This is a genomic window from Paenibacillus baekrokdamisoli (assembly GCF_003945345.1).
In the GTDB taxonomy this organism is placed as follows: Bacteria; Bacillota; Bacilli; order Paenibacillales; family Paenibacillaceae; genus Paenibacillus_Z; species Paenibacillus_Z baekrokdamisoli.
Map to the genome: position 1 here is coordinate 5,101,355 of NZ_AP019308.1, position 21,583 is coordinate 5,122,937.

Annotated in this window: 18 protein-coding genes; 9 read left to right on the top strand and 9 right to left on the bottom strand. The window is 46.3% G+C overall.

The genetic code is table 11. The features are described 5' to 3' along the window. The first annotated feature begins 138 nt into the window (after window positions 1-138). On the top strand, window positions 139-2,307 hold the full coding sequence (locus EKN16_RS22425) for an alkaline phosphatase PhoX (RefSeq protein ID WP_125662438.1): 2,169 nt from the start codon (window positions 139-141) through the stop codon (window positions 2,305-2,307). Window positions 2,308-2,470: 163 nt separating this feature from the next. Here the strand turns inward: EKN16_RS22425 and EKN16_RS22430 are convergent, their stop codons facing one another. Continuing rightward, window positions 2,471-4,531: a putative bifunctional diguanylate cyclase/phosphodiesterase gene (locus tag EKN16_RS22430; protein ID WP_232015936.1), complete on the bottom strand. Its 2,061-nt coding sequence runs from the start codon at window positions 4,529-4,531 to the stop codon at window positions 2,471-2,473. A gap of 243 nt (window positions 4,532-4,774) precedes the next feature. Between EKN16_RS22430 and EKN16_RS22435 the strand changes: the two genes are divergently transcribed. The 5 genes from EKN16_RS22435 (at window position 4,775) to EKN16_RS22455 (ending at window position 8,999) form a co-directional block, all read left to right on the top strand. Continuing rightward, the gene (locus EKN16_RS22435) at window positions 4,775-5,974 is read left to right on the top strand and encodes an MFS transporter (protein WP_232015938.1); all 1,200 of its coding nucleotides are present in this window, start codon (window positions 4,775-4,777) and stop codon (window positions 5,972-5,974) included. 121 nt (window positions 5,975-6,095) lie between these two features. Further along, a complete protein-coding gene (locus tag EKN16_RS22440) occupies window positions 6,096-6,542 on the top strand; it encodes an SgcJ/EcaC family oxidoreductase (protein WP_125662444.1) in 447 nt (148 codons plus the stop codon). A 110-nt stretch (window positions 6,543-6,652) separates the two neighbouring features. Further along, window positions 6,653-7,105: a MarR family winged helix-turn-helix transcriptional regulator gene (locus tag EKN16_RS22445; protein WP_125662447.1), complete on the top strand. Its 453-nt coding sequence runs from the start codon at window positions 6,653-6,655 to the stop codon at window positions 7,103-7,105. Between the two features lie 35 nt (window positions 7,106-7,140). Continuing rightward, on the top strand, window positions 7,141-7,974 hold the full coding sequence (locus EKN16_RS22450; RefSeq protein WP_125662449.1) for a class I SAM-dependent methyltransferase: 834 nt from the start codon (window positions 7,141-7,143) through the stop codon (window positions 7,972-7,974). A 149-nt stretch (window positions 7,975-8,123) separates the two neighbouring features. Beyond that, window positions 8,124-8,999, top strand: a complete 876-nt coding sequence (locus EKN16_RS22455) for a hypothetical protein (protein WP_125662452.1) — start codon at window positions 8,124-8,126, stop codon at window positions 8,997-8,999. Between the two features lie 306 nt (window positions 9,000-9,305). On the opposite strand, the gene EKN16_RS33540 is transcribed toward EKN16_RS22455, so the two are convergent. The 6 genes from EKN16_RS33540 to EKN16_RS22485 all read right to left on the bottom strand — a co-directional run bounded on the left by EKN16_RS33540 (window position 9,306) and on the right by EKN16_RS22485 (window position 15,721). Beyond that, complete coding sequence (locus EKN16_RS33540) at window positions 9,306-9,902, bottom strand: M15 family metallopeptidase (protein ID WP_125662455.1); 597 nt, start codon at window positions 9,900-9,902, stop codon at window positions 9,306-9,308. 188 nt (window positions 9,903-10,090) lie between these two features. Beyond that, window positions 10,091-10,516 carry a DUF6157 family protein gene (locus tag EKN16_RS22465; RefSeq protein ID WP_125662457.1) on the bottom strand — a complete coding sequence of 142 codons (426 nt, stop codon included), beginning with the start codon at window positions 10,514-10,516 and terminating at the stop codon, window positions 10,091-10,093. 154 nt (window positions 10,517-10,670) lie between these two features. Continuing rightward, window positions 10,671-12,002 carry an MFS transporter gene (locus EKN16_RS22470; RefSeq protein ID WP_125662460.1) on the bottom strand — a complete coding sequence of 444 codons (1,332 nt, stop codon included), beginning with the start codon at window positions 12,000-12,002 and terminating at the stop codon, window positions 10,671-10,673. Between the two features lie 30 nt (window positions 12,003-12,032). Beyond that, window positions 12,033-12,788 (bottom strand): class I SAM-dependent methyltransferase, encoded by a 756-nt coding sequence (locus EKN16_RS22475; protein WP_125662462.1) that lies wholly within the window; start codon window positions 12,786-12,788, stop codon window positions 12,033-12,035. Window positions 12,789-13,117: 329 nt separating this feature from the next. Continuing rightward, window positions 13,118-14,494 carry an NADP-specific glutamate dehydrogenase gene (gdhA, locus tag EKN16_RS22480; RefSeq protein ID WP_125662464.1) on the bottom strand — a complete coding sequence of 459 codons (1,377 nt, stop codon included), beginning with the start codon at window positions 14,492-14,494 and terminating at the stop codon, window positions 13,118-13,120. 246 nt (window positions 14,495-14,740) lie between these two features. Further along, window positions 14,741-15,721, bottom strand: a complete 981-nt coding sequence (locus EKN16_RS22485; protein WP_125662466.1) for a diaminopimelate dehydrogenase — start codon at window positions 15,719-15,721, stop codon at window positions 14,741-14,743. A 344-nt stretch (window positions 15,722-16,065) separates the two neighbouring features. Between EKN16_RS22485 and fabV the strand changes: the two genes are divergently transcribed. Continuing rightward, window positions 16,066-17,268 (top strand): enoyl-ACP reductase FabV, encoded by a 1,203-nt coding sequence (gene fabV, locus EKN16_RS22490; protein ID WP_125666547.1) that lies wholly within the window; start codon window positions 16,066-16,068, stop codon window positions 17,266-17,268. Window positions 17,269-17,437: 169 nt separating this feature from the next. Here fabV and EKN16_RS22495 read toward each other — a convergent pair whose 3' ends face one another. Beyond that, complete coding sequence (locus EKN16_RS22495) at window positions 17,438-19,195, bottom strand: methyl-accepting chemotaxis protein (protein ID WP_125662468.1); 1,758 nt, start codon at window positions 19,193-19,195, stop codon at window positions 17,438-17,440. A gap of 230 nt (window positions 19,196-19,425) precedes the next feature. Here EKN16_RS22495 and EKN16_RS22500 point away from each other — a divergent pair, with 230 nt between their 5' ends. After that, window positions 19,426-19,749, top strand: a complete 324-nt coding sequence (locus EKN16_RS22500; protein WP_125662471.1) for a hypothetical protein — start codon at window positions 19,426-19,428, stop codon at window positions 19,747-19,749. 96 nt (window positions 19,750-19,845) lie between these two features. Further along, entirely contained in the window at window positions 19,846-20,619 is a 774-nt protein-coding gene (locus tag EKN16_RS22505) for an exodeoxyribonuclease III (RefSeq protein ID WP_125662474.1), read from the top strand. Window positions 20,620-20,732: 113 nt separating this feature from the next. On the opposite strand, the gene EKN16_RS22510 is transcribed toward EKN16_RS22505, so the two are convergent. After that, window positions 20,733-21,551, bottom strand: a complete 819-nt coding sequence (locus tag EKN16_RS22510; RefSeq protein WP_125662477.1) for an alpha/beta hydrolase family protein — start codon at window positions 21,549-21,551, stop codon at window positions 20,733-20,735. Between the last annotated feature and the right edge of the window lie 32 nt (window positions 21,552-21,583).

Consider the following 21,583-nt stretch of genomic DNA (forward strand, 5'->3'; position numbering starts at 1 on the left):
GCTATTGACTAGCATCTCCTATCCATACTTTATATTTTACCAATTCTCCACATGAATAAAAGTCTCACTTAATCTTCCGCTAATAAATAAAAACTAACATAAAGATAAATCCCATATAGCAGGAAGGTCGTGTCATTAATGAAATTGAGAAAACGTATATCCGCTCGTTGGATCGCACCCGTGCTAGGACTAGCTCTTGTTATTCCATCTGTACTGCCAGTGCCAGTTTCGGCGGCCTCACTCAAGGCATCCGTTCAATCCGTGGAGTTCGTAGGTATGCCAGCACCTGCAACAACCCAAGACATGGCTAAAATCTATTCGTCTGCGTCCTTAAAAGTCACGTACTCCGACAATTCAGTCAAGCTATTCCCGCTTTCCTATACGACGATGTTCAAAACCACCGATTCCATTGGCGGCACTATCGCTGGTGTTTCGGTAGATGCAAAGGGAAAACCGATACTCGATACGAGTGTTCCGAATGATCCGAAGCCTTTCGTTTCTGACGGCCCTGATGCCAACAGCCTGTTCCAAGTACAAGGTGCAGCAGCAACTGGACTTGGCGGCAATCCTTTGTCAATGGTTACGCATTATGAATACATCACGACGAATAATGCCGGTAAATCGGCATACGGTCTCATTCCGGCCAGCATGAGCTACACAACGATTGATCAGAACAAAACAACTGGCGAGCTTCACCCAGTGACATTGTCCAAGATCGATTTCTCTAGTGTCGACGGGCTGTGGATTCCATGTAACGGATCACTTTCACCATGGAATACACACCTTGGCAGTGAAGAATATGAACCCGATGCCCGTGCCTTTGAAGCCGATCCGAAGCAAACCTACGTGAATCCGTTTGTCCAGAGCTACTATCAAGATCCGACAAAAGTCGGTAACCCTTACAGCTATAACTATATTGTAGAGGTTACAGCCCACCCCGATAATTCCACCTCAGTGGTTAAGCATTACAGCATGGGACGCTTCTCCCATGAGCTGAGTAAAGTGGCGCCTGACCAGAAAACGGTTTATTTCGGTGATGATGGTGGTAATACCATGCTGTTCATGTACGTGGCTGACCAAGCAAAGAATCTCTCTGCTGGTACGCTGTATGCAGGCAAATGGATTCAGAAGAGCGCAGACAATGGCGGATCGGCTGACTTGCAATGGTTCAAGCTTGGACATGCGACGGATAACGAAGTGAAATCCTATATTGATAAAGGTGTTAAATTCAGCGACCTGTTCCAATCCTCAGAGAAAGCCGCTGACGGATACACAGCCATTAAGTCGTATCCAACAGGCAAAGTGGAGTATTTGAAAGTGAAGTCTGGCATGGAGCAAGCCGCTGCTTTCCTCGAATCTCGCCGCTATGGCGCTATTCTTGGCGCAACAGCCGAATTTAACAAGATGGAGGGCGTTGCTCTAAACGCCAAGGACAAGAAGCTTTACGTGGCGATGTCTTACGTAGAGAAAGCGATGGAAAAAGACACGAAGGGTACCGATCCAAGCGATGATATCCAAGTGAACAAGCTCTCCGCCGGCGTAACCTATGAAGTATCTCTAACCGATGGGCAAAAAGATCGTGACGGGCAAGCGATCAACAGCCAGTATGTGCCTACTTTCATGAAAGGCCTTGTCTGGGGTGAGGACCTATCCGCTGCAGATAGCAAAGGTAATTCGGCTGCTGAAGATAAAGTTGCCAATCCAGATAACCTCTCCTATTCGGAGTCGCTTCGTACGCTCTTCATCGGTGAGGACAGCGGCAAACATGTCAATAACTTCGTATGGGCGTACAATACTGATACCAAGAAGCTATCGCGTATTCTAACGACACCTGCTGGCGCGGAAGCGACAGGCTTGCAGGCAGTCGATAATTTGAACGGGTTCAGTTACATTATGAGCAACCTGCAGCATCCGGGCGACGAGATGATTGTTGCAGAGAGCTTAAAGCCTGAAGTCGAAAAGTATATCAACCAAAATTTCGATAATAAGAAAGCAGGTATGGTTGGATATATTTCTGGTCTTCCAAGCCTTCAACAGCTGGAGCAAGCAGCGCCATCTATAACTCCGGATACGACATTAATCCCGCTCCGCGAAACGGCACAAGCGGCAGGTGCCAAGGTCGTATGGCATGGCATCAAGAAAGAAATCGTCATTTCTTATCACTCTCACACCCTTAAGGTGCTGGTCGGATCGATGATAGCGGATATCGATGGAACAATGGTTGATCTTCCCGCGCAAACGGTGCTCAAGAACGGCAAAGTTGTATTCTCTGCCAGTGTATTGCATAACTTCCTGAGTATGAATTAAAAACACCATCAAGGGGGACCGCTCAATTATATGGGCGGTCCTTCGGTTTATAAGTACATATGAAGCAAATCTGCGGCGGAATTAAGAAAAATCCCTTCAGAAATTTCAGAAGGGATTTATTCTTCTCTTGCTGTCTCCTGCATGAAATTGTTGTATGCATTGGTCAAGCGCTTGCGACCTCTACTGTTACCTCTTCCTTCACCGAATTAGCTGCATGCAGCAGCCAAGCTTCAACCGCCTTTGCATCCATAGGCTTACCGTAATAGTAGCCCTGCATAACACGACAGCCGCGCGACTTAAGGAAACCAATTTGTTCCTCAGTCTCTACGCCCTCGGCAATGACTTCAAGGTTCAACAAGTTCGCAATCGTAATAATCGTGCTAATGATCGCTTGCTTAGAGGGCAGGCCGCTTTGCCGGATAAAATTCTGATCAATCTTAAGCGCATCAATCGGCAATTCATCCAGACTTCCTAAGGAGGAATACCCGGTACCGAAATCGTCCATCGATACCCGTACACCAAGCTCCTTGAGCTTCCGAAGCTGCTGAATCGTATCCTTCAGGTCGTACATCGCGATAGACTCCGTTATCTCAAGCTCCAGATCACCTGGCTTAATCGCAAATGCTTTCAGTGCTTCTACAACCATCTCTGTAAGCTCTCCACTCTCGAAGACTCGTACAGACATATTGACAGAAACGCAAACATGCACGAGATTATGCAGCTGCCATTCCGCATTCTGTTTACATACTTCCCGAATCATCCAACGAGTCATCGCTACGATTAAACCCGTTTCTTCAGCAATCGGTATAAATTCAATAGGCATAATCGTACCCAGCTGGGGGTGATGCCAACGCATCAAAGCTTCCATGCCTGATACACAATTGCTCTCTGCATCCCACTTAGGTTGGTAGTAGATAACCAGCTCTTCATTGATTAGAGCTTTACGCAGATCTCGCTCCAGCTCCAGCTTACGGACGAGCAAACGGTCGGTTTCCTCATCGAAAAACTGGTATTGGTTCTTCCCTGCTTCCTTGGCGCGATACATGGCCATATCAGCAGCCTTCAAGAGTGCCGTTCTAGTCATTCCGTGATCTGGCGCCAAGCTTATTCCTATGCTGGAGGTCATATAAATTTCATTGCCCAACACCGAGTAAGGCTTCTTAATTACGGCAATGATCTCATCCGCAAGCTGAGCAGCCTCCTGCAGTCTCCCTTTCGAGGAAGCAATCAAGAACTCATCCCCACCTAGACGGAATACGGTCTGATCACCAGATATCGCAGCCTTTAACCGCAGTGCTACTTCTTTGATGAACAAATCTCCTGCATCATGACCAAGCGTATCATTAATCGTCTTAAACCGATCCAGATCAATAAACAACATAAAGCCGCTATCCTTGCCGGGGAAGGAGCGTTCAAAATATTTGGCCAGCTGATGGCGGTTTGGCAGCGTAGTCAGCGCATCGGTATAGGCCATACGTTCCAGCACATTACGATCGAAGAATATCGCCCCAGAAGAAACTGCCAGCATAACAAAGGTAACAATGGCTACACCTACGAGCAAAAAGGATTCCGATTGCACCATCTCGTTCAGCATTTGATTCGTATGTATCTTGTCCACCCGAAAAGAAGCGGCTTGCATCCCCATATAATGCGTCCCGCTTATGGCAAGCGCCATAACAGCCGCATAAAGGATCTTCAACCCTACATTTAAGTCCGTTATAGTCCGCTGCTGGCGAAACAAATATAACGCGATAAAAGAGGCGGCATACGCGATTAAAATAGAAAGACCAAAATAAAAATAATCATAGGAGATCTGAATAGGCGCTCTAATCGCCTGCATACCGATATAGTGCATAGCTAGAATGCCGCTTCCCATAAACAAGCTAGCTGAAGCAATTTGTCGAATACCTGCATCGATAATCGTTGTAACGCGAAAAGCAATGAGGGAAGCTACAATACTTGCAAGCATAGATACAACTGTAAGTAACGTATTATACTGCATCGCGGTTTCCAAGTGAAAGGCCATCATCCCCACAAAGTGCATCGACCATACACCTACACCCATCACACAGGAACCTACAAGAAGCCAGATCAGCTGGCTTTTACCAGAGACTCGCGAAATTTTATGGGCTAAGCTGAGTGCAGAATACGAAGCGGCCAATGCGATCAATAAAGAAAGCAGGACGATCACACCGCTATAATGCCCACTCATCTGTGCATACATAGAATTGATACTCTATCACCTTCTTGGTTGGTTTCATCTCGTTATAGAGTCGTAATACTTAATTATAGGTGAATAAGTTTCAAATATAAAGTCATCCTCGACCTATTTCGACATCTTGCTTTATCAGGATTTATTGGAACGCACCTAATATTCTGAACGTGAATGTAGATATTTTATCGTTCTCTCCGTCAATTTTATGGTACAGTTAATAGCGAATTTGATAGATAGGGAGAGATGAAAATAATGACCCGGCTAATCTTCTTGGGTTGTATCGCATATTTGGTCGTCGGCCTTGGTCAGATGGTCGTAGGATCTGTGATGGAGCCTATGGTGCATGCTTATGGTATTGAGTACGGCGATGGTGGACAACTCGTTATGAATCAGTTTCTTGGTGGTCTATTCGGAATCATATGCGCCCCTTGGTGCATGCAGCGATTTGGCAAAAAAACGGTACTGTTGACGGCTCTCGTGTTCTTGTCAGCAGCAGAACTCCTGTATACGTTTCTCCCGCCATGGGGCATCATGTTAACCATTGCGCCGATTGCTGGCATTGGATGCGGTCTGACGGAATCTGTCGTTGGTTACTTTATTATTAGCGCATCAGGCGAAAGAGCGAACACCGCCATGAGCCGCGTAGAGATTTTCTTTGGCGTGGGGGCGCTGCTCATTCCTTTTGCTGGATCTGCTCTAATAGAAGCTGGCTATTGGAAATTCTCATTCGGTATTGTCGGTATACTCGCAACGGCAACTGTTATTCTATGGGGACTATGTTGGCCTAACATCCTAGATCAACCCGCACAGCTTCCTCCTAAGGATAAGGAAGAAACCAAACATAAGCTTAGTGGTCCACCGAAATCGCGAACCATTATGATCCTTACAGCTTGTACGCTCTTTTTTGCGGTCTATGTCGGATTAGAGATGAGTTATGTTCACTATTTGCCATCACTTTTAGTGAAAGACAATGGCCTGGATGAATCCACAGCCACGCTTACAATAAGTCTCTTCTGGGCAGCCATGGTTATTGGACGGATGTTTGCTGGACAAATTGCCGACCGGATCGGTGGATCCAGCTACCTCTTCGCGACTTGTTTGATCACAGGTGTATTATTCATTCTAATGACGATTCTAACAGGAGTTGTGCCCATACTTATCCTTACTTTCTTAGCTGGACTGTCTATGTCAGGTATGTTTGCCATTGCACTAGTCTTCGCTAATCGGGCTGCACCAGGTAGGGCGGAACGAACGACAAGTCTTTTGATGGCATCTGGGGTTGTCGGCGGAGCCCTCCTGCCTAAGGGAACAGGCTGGCTCATTGATCAGCAAGGACCCGAGGCTGCACGTTGGTTATTCGCTGCTGCTGCTGTAGTTCTACTTGTTGCCATCCTATGGGCAGCTGCTGCTGCCCGGCGCCGCACTGTAAAGACTGTGGAATTAGGTATGTAATCACTAGCTGGTGGAAGTGTTCACCTGTATGCAGGAACCATGCCTTACAAGGAGTTATAATGTCATCATGTGGTGAAAAGCGAGCCGCGCGGTAAGCGCCAGCAAACGGAGGCTAGTTATTATGAATAACGAACGCCAAGTGGAGTCTGAAATTGTTGAACTTTATCAACAGCTCATCGGAGGTTGGAACGACCGCCTTGCAGATGGCATGTCGGGAGCATTCGCTGAGGACGGCGAGCTTATCGGATTCGATGGAATTCAGATCATCGGACGCGAAGCCATCGCTTCTCATCTTAGGCTTATCTTCTCCGAGCACGCCACCCCACCCTTTATCTATAAAATCAAAGAGATATGCTTGTTAGCACCTGAGGTCGCACTCTTGCGAGCTATAGTAGGCATGGCGCCTCCTGGAGAATCCGAGCTTGATCCTAAGCTCAATGCGCACCAGAGCCTTGTCGCCGTGAAGCATGATGGCTCGTGGCGTACAGCGCTATTTCAAAACACCCCTGCTCAGTTTCATGGAAGACCGGATTTGGTGAAACAAATGACCAAAGAGCTGCAATCGTAGCTCCTTTGGTCTTTTTTTATTTCCGTTGTTAGTGAAAATTAGATTGCAAATAGGAATAGATTGCTATATATTTGCTTTACGCAAACAAATAAAATGGAGGTACATGCATCATGGCTGATCCCAATGATATTCGGAATATCGCACAGAGCACTTTACAGCTTATTCAGGAATTCAAGAAGGCACAAGATATAAGATCTGATTTGGACCGGGTTTCTTTTGAAATTCTGATGCTGGTGAAAATGAAGGATCGTATCCGTCCTTCCGATCTTGCAGCCGAGCTTGACGTTAATCCCTCTTCCATTACAAGGCGGCTTCAGCCCTTGCTGCAAGCTGGATTAGTAGGGATATTAACAGATCCGGAGGACCTCCGCTCCAGCCTTATTAGCCTCACCGCTCAAGGAGATGAAGCGTTGAATCGATTTCTTGAGCGAAGCGTAGACGGCTTAGGTATTATTTTGAAAGAGTGGGGGGAGGAAGATATTCACGTACTTGCTCAAACTCTCGGACGCTACGCGGAATCGATGAAAGATTGGCGGCTTGCATACATGAAGAAGAACTCGTAAACAGCTTTTCTGTAGAAAAGAAAGGAAGATGACGAATGTCTCCTACTTTGCGTAACGGTTCACTTAAGGATAACCAATACGGAAATGCAAGTAACTTCAACGCCCGCATTTACCTGCACGCCAAATTCAGTACGAATGCTTACCCATGGCCATGCTGGATCTGGGACCAGTGGGGGAAGCTGGATCATGCTAATGTCCTCGAGCTTGGATGCGGAAGCGGACTAATATGGAAGGCCAATGGACCGCGTATTCCCGCCAACTGGACGATTACGCTCTCCGATTATTCGGAAGGGATGTTATCGGCTGCACAGGCTGGACTGGAACCACTGGGCTTCCCATTTCATTATGAGGCCATTGATGCCATTCATATTCCATACCCTGATGAATCCTTTGATCTCGTCATCGCTAATCATATGCTTTATCATCTTAACGACATGGATCGCAAGCGGGCTCTGGAGGAAATTCACCGCGTTCTGAAGCCTAGCGGCTTCCTATGCAGCTCAACAATTGGAATAGGCAATATGCGTGAGATGAAGGAGCTTGTTCATGCCTTCGACCCACAGTCCTGTTACGAGCGGGTACTTGGCGCAATAGAGTCGCGTTTCTCTCTGGACAACGGAGGGTCGCAGCTGCGGGAATTGTTCGAGAACGTAGAACTTCGTCGTTACGACAATAAATTGATCGTCACAGAACCAGATGCTCTCGTGAACTACTTACTCTCGGTCAACGGCTTAGAGGCAGACACCATCGTGCTGCATCCGGATAAAGCCTCCGCATTTCGACAATTCGTGGAGAGTTATTGGGTTGATGGATCATTCACAATCGCAACAGAATCCGGCCTATTCCTAAGCTATAAGAACCCTGTATAATGCCCAATAGAAGTGATCGGTAGAATAGCAGCCAATCCCAGGCAGGATAGCTAATGTTCTGCCTTTTTCTTTATTTTCCATTCACCCTGAGAAGGATTTAGATTATGTTTGGTTGATTTCGATCGTGCAATTTGGAGGGAATTTAACAATTGTTGTCGAATCTCATTCAGACACAATATATCTTCCAAGAATGGAAAAAGGTGATTATTATGCATGCTCCTCAACAAGCAGCGAAGAAACGGCGGTACCTTCCTGAAATTATCATCACTTGTATCATTCTTCTCATTCCTATAAGTGCTGTAACCTATTGCTTTATTCCTCGTTATTACACCTACATAGCACCCGGAGAAATTGTATCCGTACGAGATATTGGCGTACATGGCAGCGTACATTTTTGTTATGTACGGGAGGGCCTTGTTAGTAACTTATTTGAAAAATGGTCAGCCGAGCTAGCTTCACCCGATGCAGAATTTGAGCCAACTGATGCTTCTGCCGAAGAGGATTTTATCTCTATGGAGGAGACTGGGGCAGATGATCGCGATGATACGATCTACAATGCGCTAACCTCAGCTGCTGACCAAGCACAGACACCCGTATCCGATAGCGAACTAGAGCAAAGATGGGATACAATCATAGCAGAAGCCTCTAACTATTATGGCGATTCCTTAGGACTGATGCTTAGCATCGGCTTGGTTGAGGAAACGCAGCATCAGGATTTTTCCAAGAACGGCAAGTATATCATTGCCGGCACGGGGACCATTGAAGCGGATCATACGGTAGGTTCGGTCGGAGCTATTCGGACTAAGCTGCTGACAGCGGAGCAGTCTGATGCAGATTTCTTCTTCGTCCCAAAGGATAAGGACAACTTTCAATATGAAGGCTTGAGTAATGAAGAGGAAGCCGAGCAGGTTAAACAAGAGCTGGACCTGAAGCTTCAAGTGGTCCCTGTCGCAACGATAGAAGAAGCTCTTTATTTCCTGGCAGGCCTGAATTCCTCTCAGCAGAACTTGAATGATCATGCATAGCAACTCCATTAGTTATTCCTATTAGTTGGTTAGGTTCAACAGAAACGGCTTGAGCTCGTCATAAGCATGCTTCCAGCCCATCTTGGCGAAGAAGCGGAGTCCATCTAGACCTTTATAGTAATAAGCCCCTATTAATCTTTCTTGAAAATTGGGAAAGGGAATGCCCCTCTGTTCCTGCTAGTCACGGAATGCATCAATTCCTTTTTTCATTAACCAAGAGATGCTGATCCACCCTCTCTCTGTTCGTTTACGTGATCTCAATCGTTTCTTCACTGCCAACGCTGGGAGATGTCCCGACTGTGCGATTTAAGACTTCACATCAGTTGGCCGCTCTCCCCGCTTCAGCTCCCCAATTGTATAGCCGAAATCCATTTGAAGATGAGGATAGTCCTTGAAATTCTTCCAATCTCCGCCCCAAGTAAATCCAAGGCGCTTGGCAATTGCAACGACCTCCATCCAATCCGATTTCCCGTTATGATTCCCATCATATTTCAGATCCCAAACGACTTTTCCCTTTAGGGTACGAAGCGCAAAATCGATGGCTAAGCCGTAGTTATGATAAGAGTCTCCACCTTGGACGGTTGTCACGATCTGCCCCTTATCACTTCTTCCTTGCCGATATAAGGCATCCTGCTCCACCGTGCTGCGAAATCCATCTGTAATTAGGATGGTTATGCCGATCTTCTTCGTCTCTTGGATCAGAGTCATCTGCTTAGCGGCTACGATTGGATGTAACCCCGTTACAGGAGGGACATCGTGGTTCTTTATATGGGGCCAAATACGATTGAGTAAGGGGTTGTTTATAAGAAGTATGAACCCCACTGTTATGATAAGAGCAGCGACTAGCAGTCTTCTTCGTTTCGTTCTTTTGTTCCCACTCTGGACAGGGACGATAACATGCATATTAGTTTTAAGTCCTCCAATGGTTAGAGTTACTCTATCAGTATAGCTTTTTTCTGCTGAATCAAAACATAGAGTGCTTCTTCATATAGAAGAACGACGGATTGATATGGTTTTAACGAAAAACCCCGCTCCACATTTTGTAGTGAAGTCGGGGTTTCCAAACGGAAATATTCGATGTTTAAAGCATGCTACTTCTTGCTGTTCCTCATTGCCGCCAATACTTTCACATTTCCTTTGTCACCATCAATGAAATGCTGGTAATCCGCAGATTCTACCGGTACCAGCGCCAGCTTGCCCTCTGCGTTAAAATGAATGCCCCATCCATATTTCTTAGGGAGCATAGAAGCTCTGAGACAGGCCATCGGCTTCTGGAAGAATTCGTCCCGCACCTGCGTCCCTTTTGCAGCCAGTTCCTCTTCGGGAATTCCCTTATGCCGAACATGCACTTCAAACAGAACATCCTCTTGGGTATACGTATAAGGATGCTTGGATACTAATTCAAACTCTATACTCGGCTTCGTTCTCCCACTCTTCTTGTCCGGCGGCACGATCCCTCTATCTACTGGACAATCTGTTGAAACTGTAATGAAGGTATCGTAATAATTCCAGTTCATACTTATCCCTCCTATGTAGGTTCATATATGAATAGTTTACCCTGTTTTCCTGACAGTAACGATCCGAACAAATAGTACCCAAAGAGCCAGAGAAAGCTTTCTTCATCCTTTTGCAAAATACTTCTCCGTTGGAATCACAAACTTCCATGGTCCTCTAAGAACCACTCTTCACAGATTCCTTCATCTGCCCGCGGAGTGCGAGTGGTGGAATAATAGCAGCTGCACTGAGAATAAATCCGAATAAGAAGAGGTTACCCATACCAACAAAGAAGTTATCTGCCTTCGTAATGAACGCCCCCATAAGGGTGACGCCGACAGCGGTTCCGATGTTGCGAGCAAACATCTGCAAGGATGTAGAAATCCCCTTCTGATGCGGCTCCACAAGCTGCTGTGAGCCAATAATCGACACGGTAGAGAGCAATCCATACGCCAACCCGAACACGGTCATAACTAGAAAAATGTAACTGAGCGGCGTACTTTGTTTCAATATGAGCATTAATACCGCAGTAAAGACGAGAATGGAATTAGCTATGATAAGCAATCGCTTGTAACCATAACGGAGCACCCATTTGCCAGCTGGGACCGACAGAGCCATCCAGCCAGCAGCCACAAACAACAGGGCAACCCCGCTGATTAGCAGGGAATAGCCTTGGTTCTGCACGAACAGCGGTATGAAGCTGGAAGCGCCGAATAAAGCCGCATAAGAAAGGAATGACCCGGCCAGCATCCATGCAATCGGCCGATTACGCAGCAAGGACAGCGGCACGATTGGTGATGGATGCGACTTCTCATAGAAAAAGAAAGCAACAATAAGCGCCGCTCCGCCCACTGCGTATAGGATGATGTAGTGACTCACGATCGTCGTAGCTAGCAGTAGAGATACCCCGCCGGCAAAAAGCAGAGCGCCCAGAATGTCGATCGATGATTTTTTGGGCTGATAGACTTCCTTGTACGGAAGCAAGGCTAGGAATGAAATGAGGCAGATCGGAATATTCACGAAGAAAATCCAATGCCAATTCAAATATTCCACGAAAAAGGTGCCCAGCAGTGGAGCAAGTACCGCGGAGAGTCCCCACATTGCCGTGAAGAACGCTTGAATTTTGCCACGCTGCTCGACCGGGAACAAGTCACCCGCGAGAATGGCGGGGAAAGGTAGCATGATCCCCGCTCCGATTCCTTGAATGGCGCGATAAATAACAAGCTGCACCATCGTGTGGGAGAACCCGCAAAGCAAGGACCCACCCATGAAAAGCAGGATCCCAATCCCAAAAATGGTTTTACGGCCAAAAAGATCTGACATTCGCCCAGCTAGCGGTGACAGCACGGTAGAAGCTATCATGTAAGCTGTAAATACCCATGCATACAGCTCCCGCCCACCCAAATCCTTTACAATAATCGGCATTGTCGTATTGATAATCGTGGAATCCATAGAGGCAACAAGCATGGCAAGCACGATGCTTATCATAACGACTAATCGGTTGTTCATCGCTTTAATCCTCCGTCCGAGTAGCAATTCTTACGTTCTTTTTCTCGCTGTGATAATAAACCGCGCTGCATTCGTCCGAATGCCCTTCTCACTCTTATTCGCTTCAATAAACGACTGGAGTTTAATAAAGTCCGCTGCATCTATCCCAAAGTCAGGAATAATCGGTGTGTGCTTCAGCAGGAAGATTAAATCTTCGGCTGTTTGATAATATTCCGTCGTATTGTAATTTCTAACCCGTACATCGGTGAAGCCAGCAGTCGTTAATTCACGAACATACTGATCACGAAGTGTTCCATCTGACTTTCCATCATGTTGTCCTCTGCTAAATGACTGGGTGATGTTCAACTTGTCGCCTTCGCTTACCTGCTGCGTTAGGAATATACCGCCTGGTGATAATACCCTAGCGATCTCCTCCACGTTAAAGGGCGAATGACGACAGGTAACGATCTGGAAGAACGCCTTGGGAAAAGCAAGCTGCTCCGCATTCATTTGCATAAAACGAACATTAGAAGCCTGCAATCTCTCCAAATTACGTTGAGCCGTCGCAATCATTCCATCGGACTGATCGATTCCGACTACAAGCAAAGCAGCATCATGGAGCCCCAGTATAGCTTCACCGCCGCCTGTCCCAATATCAAGCAATAGGTTGAATCTGCTGCATACCTTTCGTACCTCTTTATAGAGGTCTGCCGCCTCACCCAGAACCCGACATTTCACCTTGCTGAAATCCCAGCCATTCCGCTCCCCAACTCTATTGTAAAAATCCTTATATTCCATTTCATTCATGGTAAAAATCCACCTTCCCATTCTTATTCGATGCTTCATTGTCTGCTGATCACGGGACAGACTTCTCCCGTAATAGCTGGTACGCGTTTTACCCAGCCCGACAATTAGCTACTTCGAACGAAATGGAACAGCATCCCTTCACCCCACTTGTAAAGAATACCCTTTATTGTATACGAGGATTATATCTTTGAATAGCAGACCAAACCAATTGTATGTATCACGGATAGCGAACCCGTCTCATTTTGGGGAATAAAGCCACAAAGGCTGGGATGCCTCCTCTTCAGGAAGATTCCCAGCCTTTGTAGATGATTTTGGTCAGTGACTCTCTATTACACGATACCTTGCGCCAACATTGCTTCTGCGACCCGAAGGAACCCCGCAATGTTCGCACCCGCTACTAAATTGCCTTCAGCACCGTATTCCCTTGCTGCATGAACGCTATGATCATATATATTTTGCATGATGACATGAAGCTTAGCATCCACTTCTTCAAAGCTCCAAGATAGTCTCATGTTGTTTTGAGCCATCTCTAGCGCCGATACAGCCACGCCACCAGCATTAGCTGCTTTGGCTGGCCCAAACAATACTTCATTGTTCAGGAAGACTTCTATCGCTTCTAAAGTCGAAGGCATGTTTGCGCCTTCGCTTATTGCTTTAACGCCATTGGCAACCAAAAGCTTGGCCGCATCCTCATCAATCTCGTTCTGCGTTGCACATGGCAGTGCGATATCGCAAGGAATGCTCCAAATACCTGTGCAACCTTCCGTATAAGTCGCTTGTGGATGCTCGATGATGTAATCGCTGATGCGTTTGCGCTCAACTTCTTTTAGACGTTTAACGGTATTGAGGTTGATACCGCTTGGATCATAAATATAACCGTTCGAGTCGCTGCATGCGACAACTTTCGCACCGAATTGTTGAGCCTTCTCAATCGCATAAATCGACACGTTGCCTGAACCAGACACCACAACGGTTGCGTTATTAAAGTTCGTGCCCTTCGATTTGAGCATCTCATTCGCAAAATACACGCAGCCGTAGCCAGTCGCTTCTTTCCTTGCGAGACTGCCTCCATAAACAATGCCTTTACCAGTCAATACGCCTGCTTCGAAGCCGCCTTGAAGGCGTTTGTACTGTCCGAACATATAACCGATTTCCCTAGCACCTACACCGATATCACCAGCTGGAACATCGGTATCAGGACCGATATATTTGGATAGCTCCGTCATGAAGCTTTGGGTAAAACGCATAATTTCGTTATCGGATTTGCCTTTTGGATTGAAATCGGATCCGCCTTTGCCGCCACCGATCGGTTGGCCAGTCAAAGCATTTTTGAAAATTTGTTCAAAGCCGAGGAATTTGATAATACTTGCATTAACGGAGGGGTGGAAGCGCAGACCGCCCTTGTATGGACCCAGTGCGCTGTTGAATTGTACGCGGAAACCACGGTTCACTTGAATTTTGCCACTGTCATCAACCCAAGGTATACGGAAAGTGACCATACGTTCTGGTTCTACAAGCCGCTCCAGGATACCATGCTTAATGTATTGTGGATGCTTTGCAAAAACAGGGACAAGAGAATCTAAAATCTCTTTGATGGCCTGGTGGAATTCCTTTTCATGCGGATTTCGTTTAATAACCGTCTCGTGGACGGATTGGACATATTCTTTAGCAAGGCTGTACTGCTGCTCTGAAATAGCTGTTAACATTTAAGCATAACACTCCTCTTTGTTTTATGAACTTGTAGTTTTGGTATAATAGCTTGCACTTTGTGTATATAAATACTAAACAATGTATGATTAATACGCAAATAAAAAATATTTGAGCGGGTAATTAATAAAACCGATCACCCAAGGATGAACGGCAAAAACCTGGTTATACAGGTTTGGCGTTCCTCCAAGGGTGATCGGTTGAAGACGAGCTATTTCGGCTAAACTAGCAATATAAACAACTATCTACAGCAATTCGCGGCGAAGCTCTTCCGCGGATTTAGGAGAAAGATGACCAAGTGGAATATCGAATACGGTTTTCGCTCCGCTCTGGCCTTCCTTGCTTAAGCGGTATGCCGCTCTTGCATAAGCTACCAGTACACTTGCTGTAAATTCAGGATTGCTCTCCAGCTTCAATCCGAATTCAACGATTTGCTTCGTTCCTGCGCCTGTAACACCGCTCCGGATAACAAATCCGCCATGCGGCATACCTTCATGCTCAGCCTTTAGTTCTTCTTCTGAGATGAAATTCACCTTCGTATCATAGTCGGCAAAATAGTTCGGCATAGTCACGATTGTTTCACGAATTTGCTCTTGATCTGCGCCTTCTTCAGCTACGATAAAGCATTCACGCAAATGTTTCTCACGCGTAGACAATTCTGGCGTTTCACCCGAGCGAATACGGTCGATGACCGCTTGAACAGGAACTGTATATTGAACGCCTGCTTTTACACCAGGAACACGGCGAATCGCATCGGAATGGCCTTGGCTGACGCCTTTGCCCCAGAACGTATAATCCTTACCTTCAGGAAGGATCGCTTCCGCAAGCAGACGGTTAAGGGAGAACAAACCCGGGTCCCAGCCCGTTGAGATTACGCTGAGCGTACCTGCTTGTTTAGCAGCAGCATTAACCTTATCATAGAACTCTGGAATCTTAGCATGCGTATCAAAACTATCCACTGTGTTGAACATGCTTGCAATAGCAGGCGTTTGTTCAGGAAGATCAGTAGCCGAACCTCCGCATAGAATCATGACATCAATGCTGCCCTTATGCTGTTCCGCTGTGGAAATATGCTCGAAACGAACGCCCTCTTGTCCAGCTTCTAGCTGTCCTGGCTCTCTTCTAGTAAATACAGCTACCAATTCCAAATCTGCGTTTTGCTCAATCGCCTTGCGAACGCCTTTACCCAAATTTCCGTAACCTACGATACCTACTTTGATCGTCATTGTGAGTCACTCCTAAACGTTTATAGTGAAACTTCTTGCGTATTTTCATACGGATGAACAATAGCTTTAAAACCGCAATCCCGAGAGACCTAAATAAAAGTATATCGATATAACATGAAATGTAAACTATAAATCTAATAAGTTGTCGATATTACTTGAAAAACAGCAAAAAGAGGAGAAAATAGAAGTTGTTTTTGAATCATTGGAATTGCTAAATCCACTCACAACTTTTACTCTCTAGCGGCTAATAGTTTCCGTTTCACCAAAAATTCGTTAAAATAAGAGTACTGTCTGCAAAAGGACGTCCAAAAAACTGTAATTGAACGAAGAAAGGAATGATCGAGATGATTATTAAACCTAGAACACGTGGTTTTATCTGTACGACTGCCCACCCTGAAGGATGTGCTGTCCAGGTTCAAGAGCAAGTAGAATACGTACAAGCACAGCCCGCTATTAAAGGCCCTAGCAATGTACTTGTCATTGGAGCATCCGCCGGATACGGACTAGCTTCACGCATCGTGGCGGCTTTTGGAGCAGGCGCTAATACAGTTGGTATTTACCGACAGGGCGAGCGCGGAGGAGGCAGACCCGCTTCAGCTGGCTGGTACAACTCGGCCGCATTTGAAATAGCCGCACAGAAAGCTGGGCTTACGTCCTACAGCCTTACCGGTGATGCCTTTACGGATGAGACCAAAGCACGCACAGTTGAGCTCATTCGCCGCGAGCTGGGACAGGTTGATTTGGTTGTCTACAGTGTAGCTTCCGCTCGCCGTACGAATCCTCAAACAGGTGTAGTCTCTAATTCGGTCCTTAAACCAATTGGTCAATCCTATACGAACAAAACCGTAAACTTCCATACTGGCGAAGTGAGCATGATTACCATCGATCCGGCAACAGAAGATGAGATACAGGAAACCGTCGAGGTGATGGGTGGAGATGATTGGCAGCAGTGGATGGACGCCTTGCAAAAGGGTGGCGTATTAGCCGATCATGCAACAACCGTCGCCTATTCATACATCGGCTCCAAAATTACACAAGCCATTTACCGGGAAGGAACAATCGGTCAGGCAAAGGATCATCTTGAAGCGACTGCGAAGAGCTTGAATGAGCAGCTGGGCGCTACTGGCGGCCGGGCCTATGTGACCGTAAGCAAGGCATTAGTCACTCAATCCAGCTCGGCTATTCCGGTTGTACCGCTTTACATCTCCGCCCTATACAAAGTCATGAAAGAAAAAGGGATCCATGAAGGCTGCATTGAACAAACCTACCGTTTATTCTCCGAACGTCTATATACTTCGGGTGGGGTAGCGGTTGATGAGAAAGGCCGCATCCGAATTGACGATTGGGAGCTGCGCGAGGATGTACAGGAGGAAGTTGCGAAGCTGTGGGCCGAAGTGACAACCGAGAACATCGCACAGTTAACGGATCTCGAAGGCTACCGCAAAGAATTCTTCCAGCTGTTCGGTTTTGAGATTGATGGTGTCGATTATGAGGCTGATGTGGATCCGAATGTCAACATTCCGAATGTGCATAACGAAACCGAATAAGAAGAAACGACTGACGCTTTCCTCTGGTAGCGGCGCAAGTTTCTTCCACAAAAATATCAGAAAAGGATAGACGAATTTGTATACCTTCTGATATTTTAAATAAATTAGGCCGGGTTTCCTGCTAAGCAGAGAACCCGGCCTTTCTATGTGCATGCAATAGCGATCGCTGCTATACCTTCACTTGCTGAATCGCTTCTCTCATCTCCGCCGTGTTGCTGCTCAGCTCTGTAGAAGCTTCATACACCTGCTTCATTAACGCCAGCTGCTGCCCTGTTAATTCTTGAATTTGCTGAGTCTCTATCGATACCTCACCTGCAATACTCGCCATACTGCTAACGGTAGCTGCAACCTCCTCAGAACCGGCTGAGAGCTCTTCGACAGTCGCGGATACCTCCATAATTTGCTGCGTCACAAGGCGAAAGGCGGCAACCGCATGGACGAAGGACCGCCCAGCATCCTCGGATAAACGACTGCCTTCCTGAATTTCCATTGCAGCATCGTCCATATGCTCACTAATTCTTCCCGCTTCCCTGCCGATATTACTCAGCAGCGCGGTGACCTGCTCAACCGCAGCAGTTGAACCTTCAGCCAGCTTCCTTACTTCAGCAGCGACCACCGTAAAGCCTCGCCCATGCTCACCAGCTCGAGCCGCTTCTATTGATGCATTCAGCGCAAGCAGCTTCGTCTGATCAGCAAAATCACGAATTCCCTGCAGCGTACCTTCAATCTCATTGGTGTAATCTTGTAGGAGCTTGGCAATGTTCAGCGTCTGCTGGGCGGAAGATGAAATATTATTCATCTGTCGACTCATATCATTGATAGTCTCCTTACCCGCTTCAGCTGTGTCTACCGCTTGAGCAGCAGCTTCCGAAACGGTAGCAGATGACTCTGAGATACGCATAATCCCCTGTGTCAGCTCCTCAAGAGCAACCGCATTATCCTGTGCACCTTGTGTCTGCGTATAAGTCCCTTCAAGAATATGCTGCACAGATTCACTAACGGTCTCGCTCATTACTAGCATATGGTTGGTGTGGCTTGCGAATGTCTCGGAAGAAATACTGAGTACATCCGAAGTCTTGGCGATTCTAGAAACAATATTGCCAACCCTATCATTGAGATGATTGGACATCAGGAGCGTCGCCTGATAAGCCGTACCAATCTCATCTATGGACTTGACGGGGTGAGCAAGGAGAATCTCATTGGCTTCACTAAGGTCACCAGAGGCCATTTTGCCTGCGCTAGCCGTAATGGTGCGCAGAGGTCGCAGAGCGTTAGCCACATACCACATAATTACGACAAGCGCTGCCAATGCAAGGACCAACATAAGGGCGTATAGAGGTATACTTTCCTTGATGACCTGCATCGTAAGATGATCAAGTACTGCAGCATCTGTATCGATGCCGAGTGCACCAACTAGCTTCCCATCTTTATCTTTCATTGGAACAAAGGCGGATATATAAGTCCCGTATTCCGGGTTAACAATCAAATCGGAGGACGCACGCTGCCCATCCAGGACAAGCTTGACTGCAGCGGAAGGCATGTCCGTTTTTTCATTAATTGGCGAGGCCAGTGAGTCCCCTTTGGGCCTGCCGTCAATCATAAGCAGAGGGTCTGAGGAGGGGGCGACTTTTACAAAATAAACAAATCGCGCGCCAATTGATAATCGGAATTGATTAAGCTCCTTCCGCAGTGTCCAGTACAGATCAGTTTCTTGCGGGTCTTTAAGGAAATCAGCATACTTGGCTGTATCTATTTGCTTCACGTAGCTCTCGGCAATACTCATATTATAGGTACTTATCGCACCTTCAACTGCCGATCTTGTGTTATGGAGCTGTATAAGGCTGTTGCCGACTACGATAAGGATAATAACCAACGCCATTACAAACAAAATACGTGCAATCAGCCTCTTTTTAATCCAAGTAATCATATTCCTAATCCCTCTCCTACTTGAGCTAGCCTCTTGTTAAATCCACTAAGAAGCAAATCTTGATTCGATCAATTTCGACAAATTCAACAAAAAACCTCTTTATTCCAGCGCCAAAACAGCCGAAAATCTTCCAATGTGCACGATGCAGCACAGCCTACCACCATAAAGGGAGGATTTTGGAAAATTATGTCGAACTTGTCCAGAAACATCTATGCAAAAGGGCGGGTTGAATGAAAAAAGTAGAGATTGTAGAAATCGGCAAGAAGAGCGCTTTTAAAACAACGATGTATATCATGATCATTCCCATGGCATTTATGATGCTGATCGGATTATTGCTCTTCGTCATCGGAATCGCATTGGGTAGTGGAACAACGGCTCTTATTGGACTGCCGTACTTAATAATGCCGGTATTCCTTATCTTCGTTTATGGAGGATTAAGTGCTCTTGCTGCATTAGTGTATAATCTGTTTGCCAAAAAATACGGTGGATTAGAATATACCTTAAAAGAAATCGATACTGAACCAGTAGACAATCGATACAAACCAACTCTTTAAACAGATCGGCCGGGTTCTAATTCTGCTCAGAATGACGAGTTTCTATGATACACTTAGTAGAAGAAAATATGCTGAGCAGCAAGGAGATCATCCATAATGAAACTAGTATCCTGGAATGTGAATGGTTTGCGGGCATGCGTAACCAAAGGATTTAACGATTATTTCAAAGAAACGGACGCCGATATATTTTGTGTGCAAGAAACCAAGCTCCAAGAAGGACAAATTAGCCTGGATTATGGCGAGGCGTATTCGCAGTATTGGAATTATGCGATCAAGAAGGGCTATTCGGGAACCGCTGTCTTCACTAGAATCAAGCCTCTTTCAGTACGATATGGGCTGGAAGAGGATTCGGAGGACGAGGGACGGATTCTAACACTAGAGTTTGATGGCTTCTATCTTGTTAATGTTTATACACCTAATGCAAGGCGAGATCTATCCAGACTTGCGCTTAGATTGGAATGGGAAGATCGGTTTCGCAACTACCTGCAGCAGCTGGATGCGAAGAAGCCCGTCATTATATGCGGTGATTTGAACGTTGCCCATCAGGAGATTGATCTGAAGCATCCGAAGCCCAACCTAGGCAATTCTGGGTTTACATTGGAAGAGAGAGGGAAGATGACTGACTTGCTGGCTGTGGGCTTCATTGATACCTTCCGCCATTTGTACCCGGAGCGAGCAGATGCCTATAGTTGGTGGTCTTATATGCCGAAGGTAAGAGAGCGGAATGTGGGATGGAGAATCGACTATTTCCTCATTTCCACAAGGCTGAGCCCTTCTTTGATTGATGCGCAAATCGATCATCATGTAATGGGCAGCGATCATTGTCCGGTTATTCTGAATATTGCAGAGACCTTATTCGCACAGCTCTAATGAATGATTTTATTAAAAAAGCCTGGTCCCATTAAAATAAAGGACCAGGCTTCTTATCATGATTCATTCATTCATTCATGAAATGGCATGCGAATCAACCACTTGATTATCCACTACAAATGCTTTTCAAACCACTCGCATGCTTCCTCCATCATAGCGCTAGTTACAAAATGTCCGACTCCATCATGCACGGATAGCTTCAGTCTATCTGGGCAATCCCGGTAAGCCGGCTTTAAAGTCTTGTATAAGTTGATCGTATATTTTTTGGGCTGTTCCACATCTATATCTCCGATGCTGATGAGTAAAGGTTTCGGGTAAAAGCTTGCCAGCTTATCATACGGATCTATGGATTGCACAAAGGCTGTTCTTAGCTTTGTGTGCTCCTCCGACTCCTTCAGTGCTTCGGCCCATCGCTCATAAGTGGAGCTTTCAAGCAGGACATCCTCCCACCGCTCTAAGAACGAAGCTAATCCGATTATAGGTACGGCCACTTGTACTCTCGGATCATTCGCAGCAATAAAGTAAACTGCATAGCCTCCCATAGATAAGCCGGTAACTCCTAATCGCTCAGTATTAACCTTGGGATCGTTCATAAAATGTAAAAGCAAGGCATCTATATCCTCGGTTGTCTTGGCGATCACTTCAAGCATATGAAGCCACGTATCTAATCCTGTATCCGGTGGATAAACGCTACTTTCCTTGATCAGAGAGTCCCTCTCATCCTGCTTCCTTTCTCCATGCCCCGCAGCGTCGAAAGCAACAAAATACATCCCTCGCTCCACTATTTTATGCCCGAACTCCAGTCCGTCCTTCTTACTCCCTCCATAGCCATGTATATAGATGACCAAAGGCAATCGACTAGCCGATTCCTCATAGATAGACAGAATCGGAATGCCCTGTACCACGAACTGTTCGGTAATTATTCTGTTCATACGAGCCACTCCTTCCCTATGGACTCCGATGA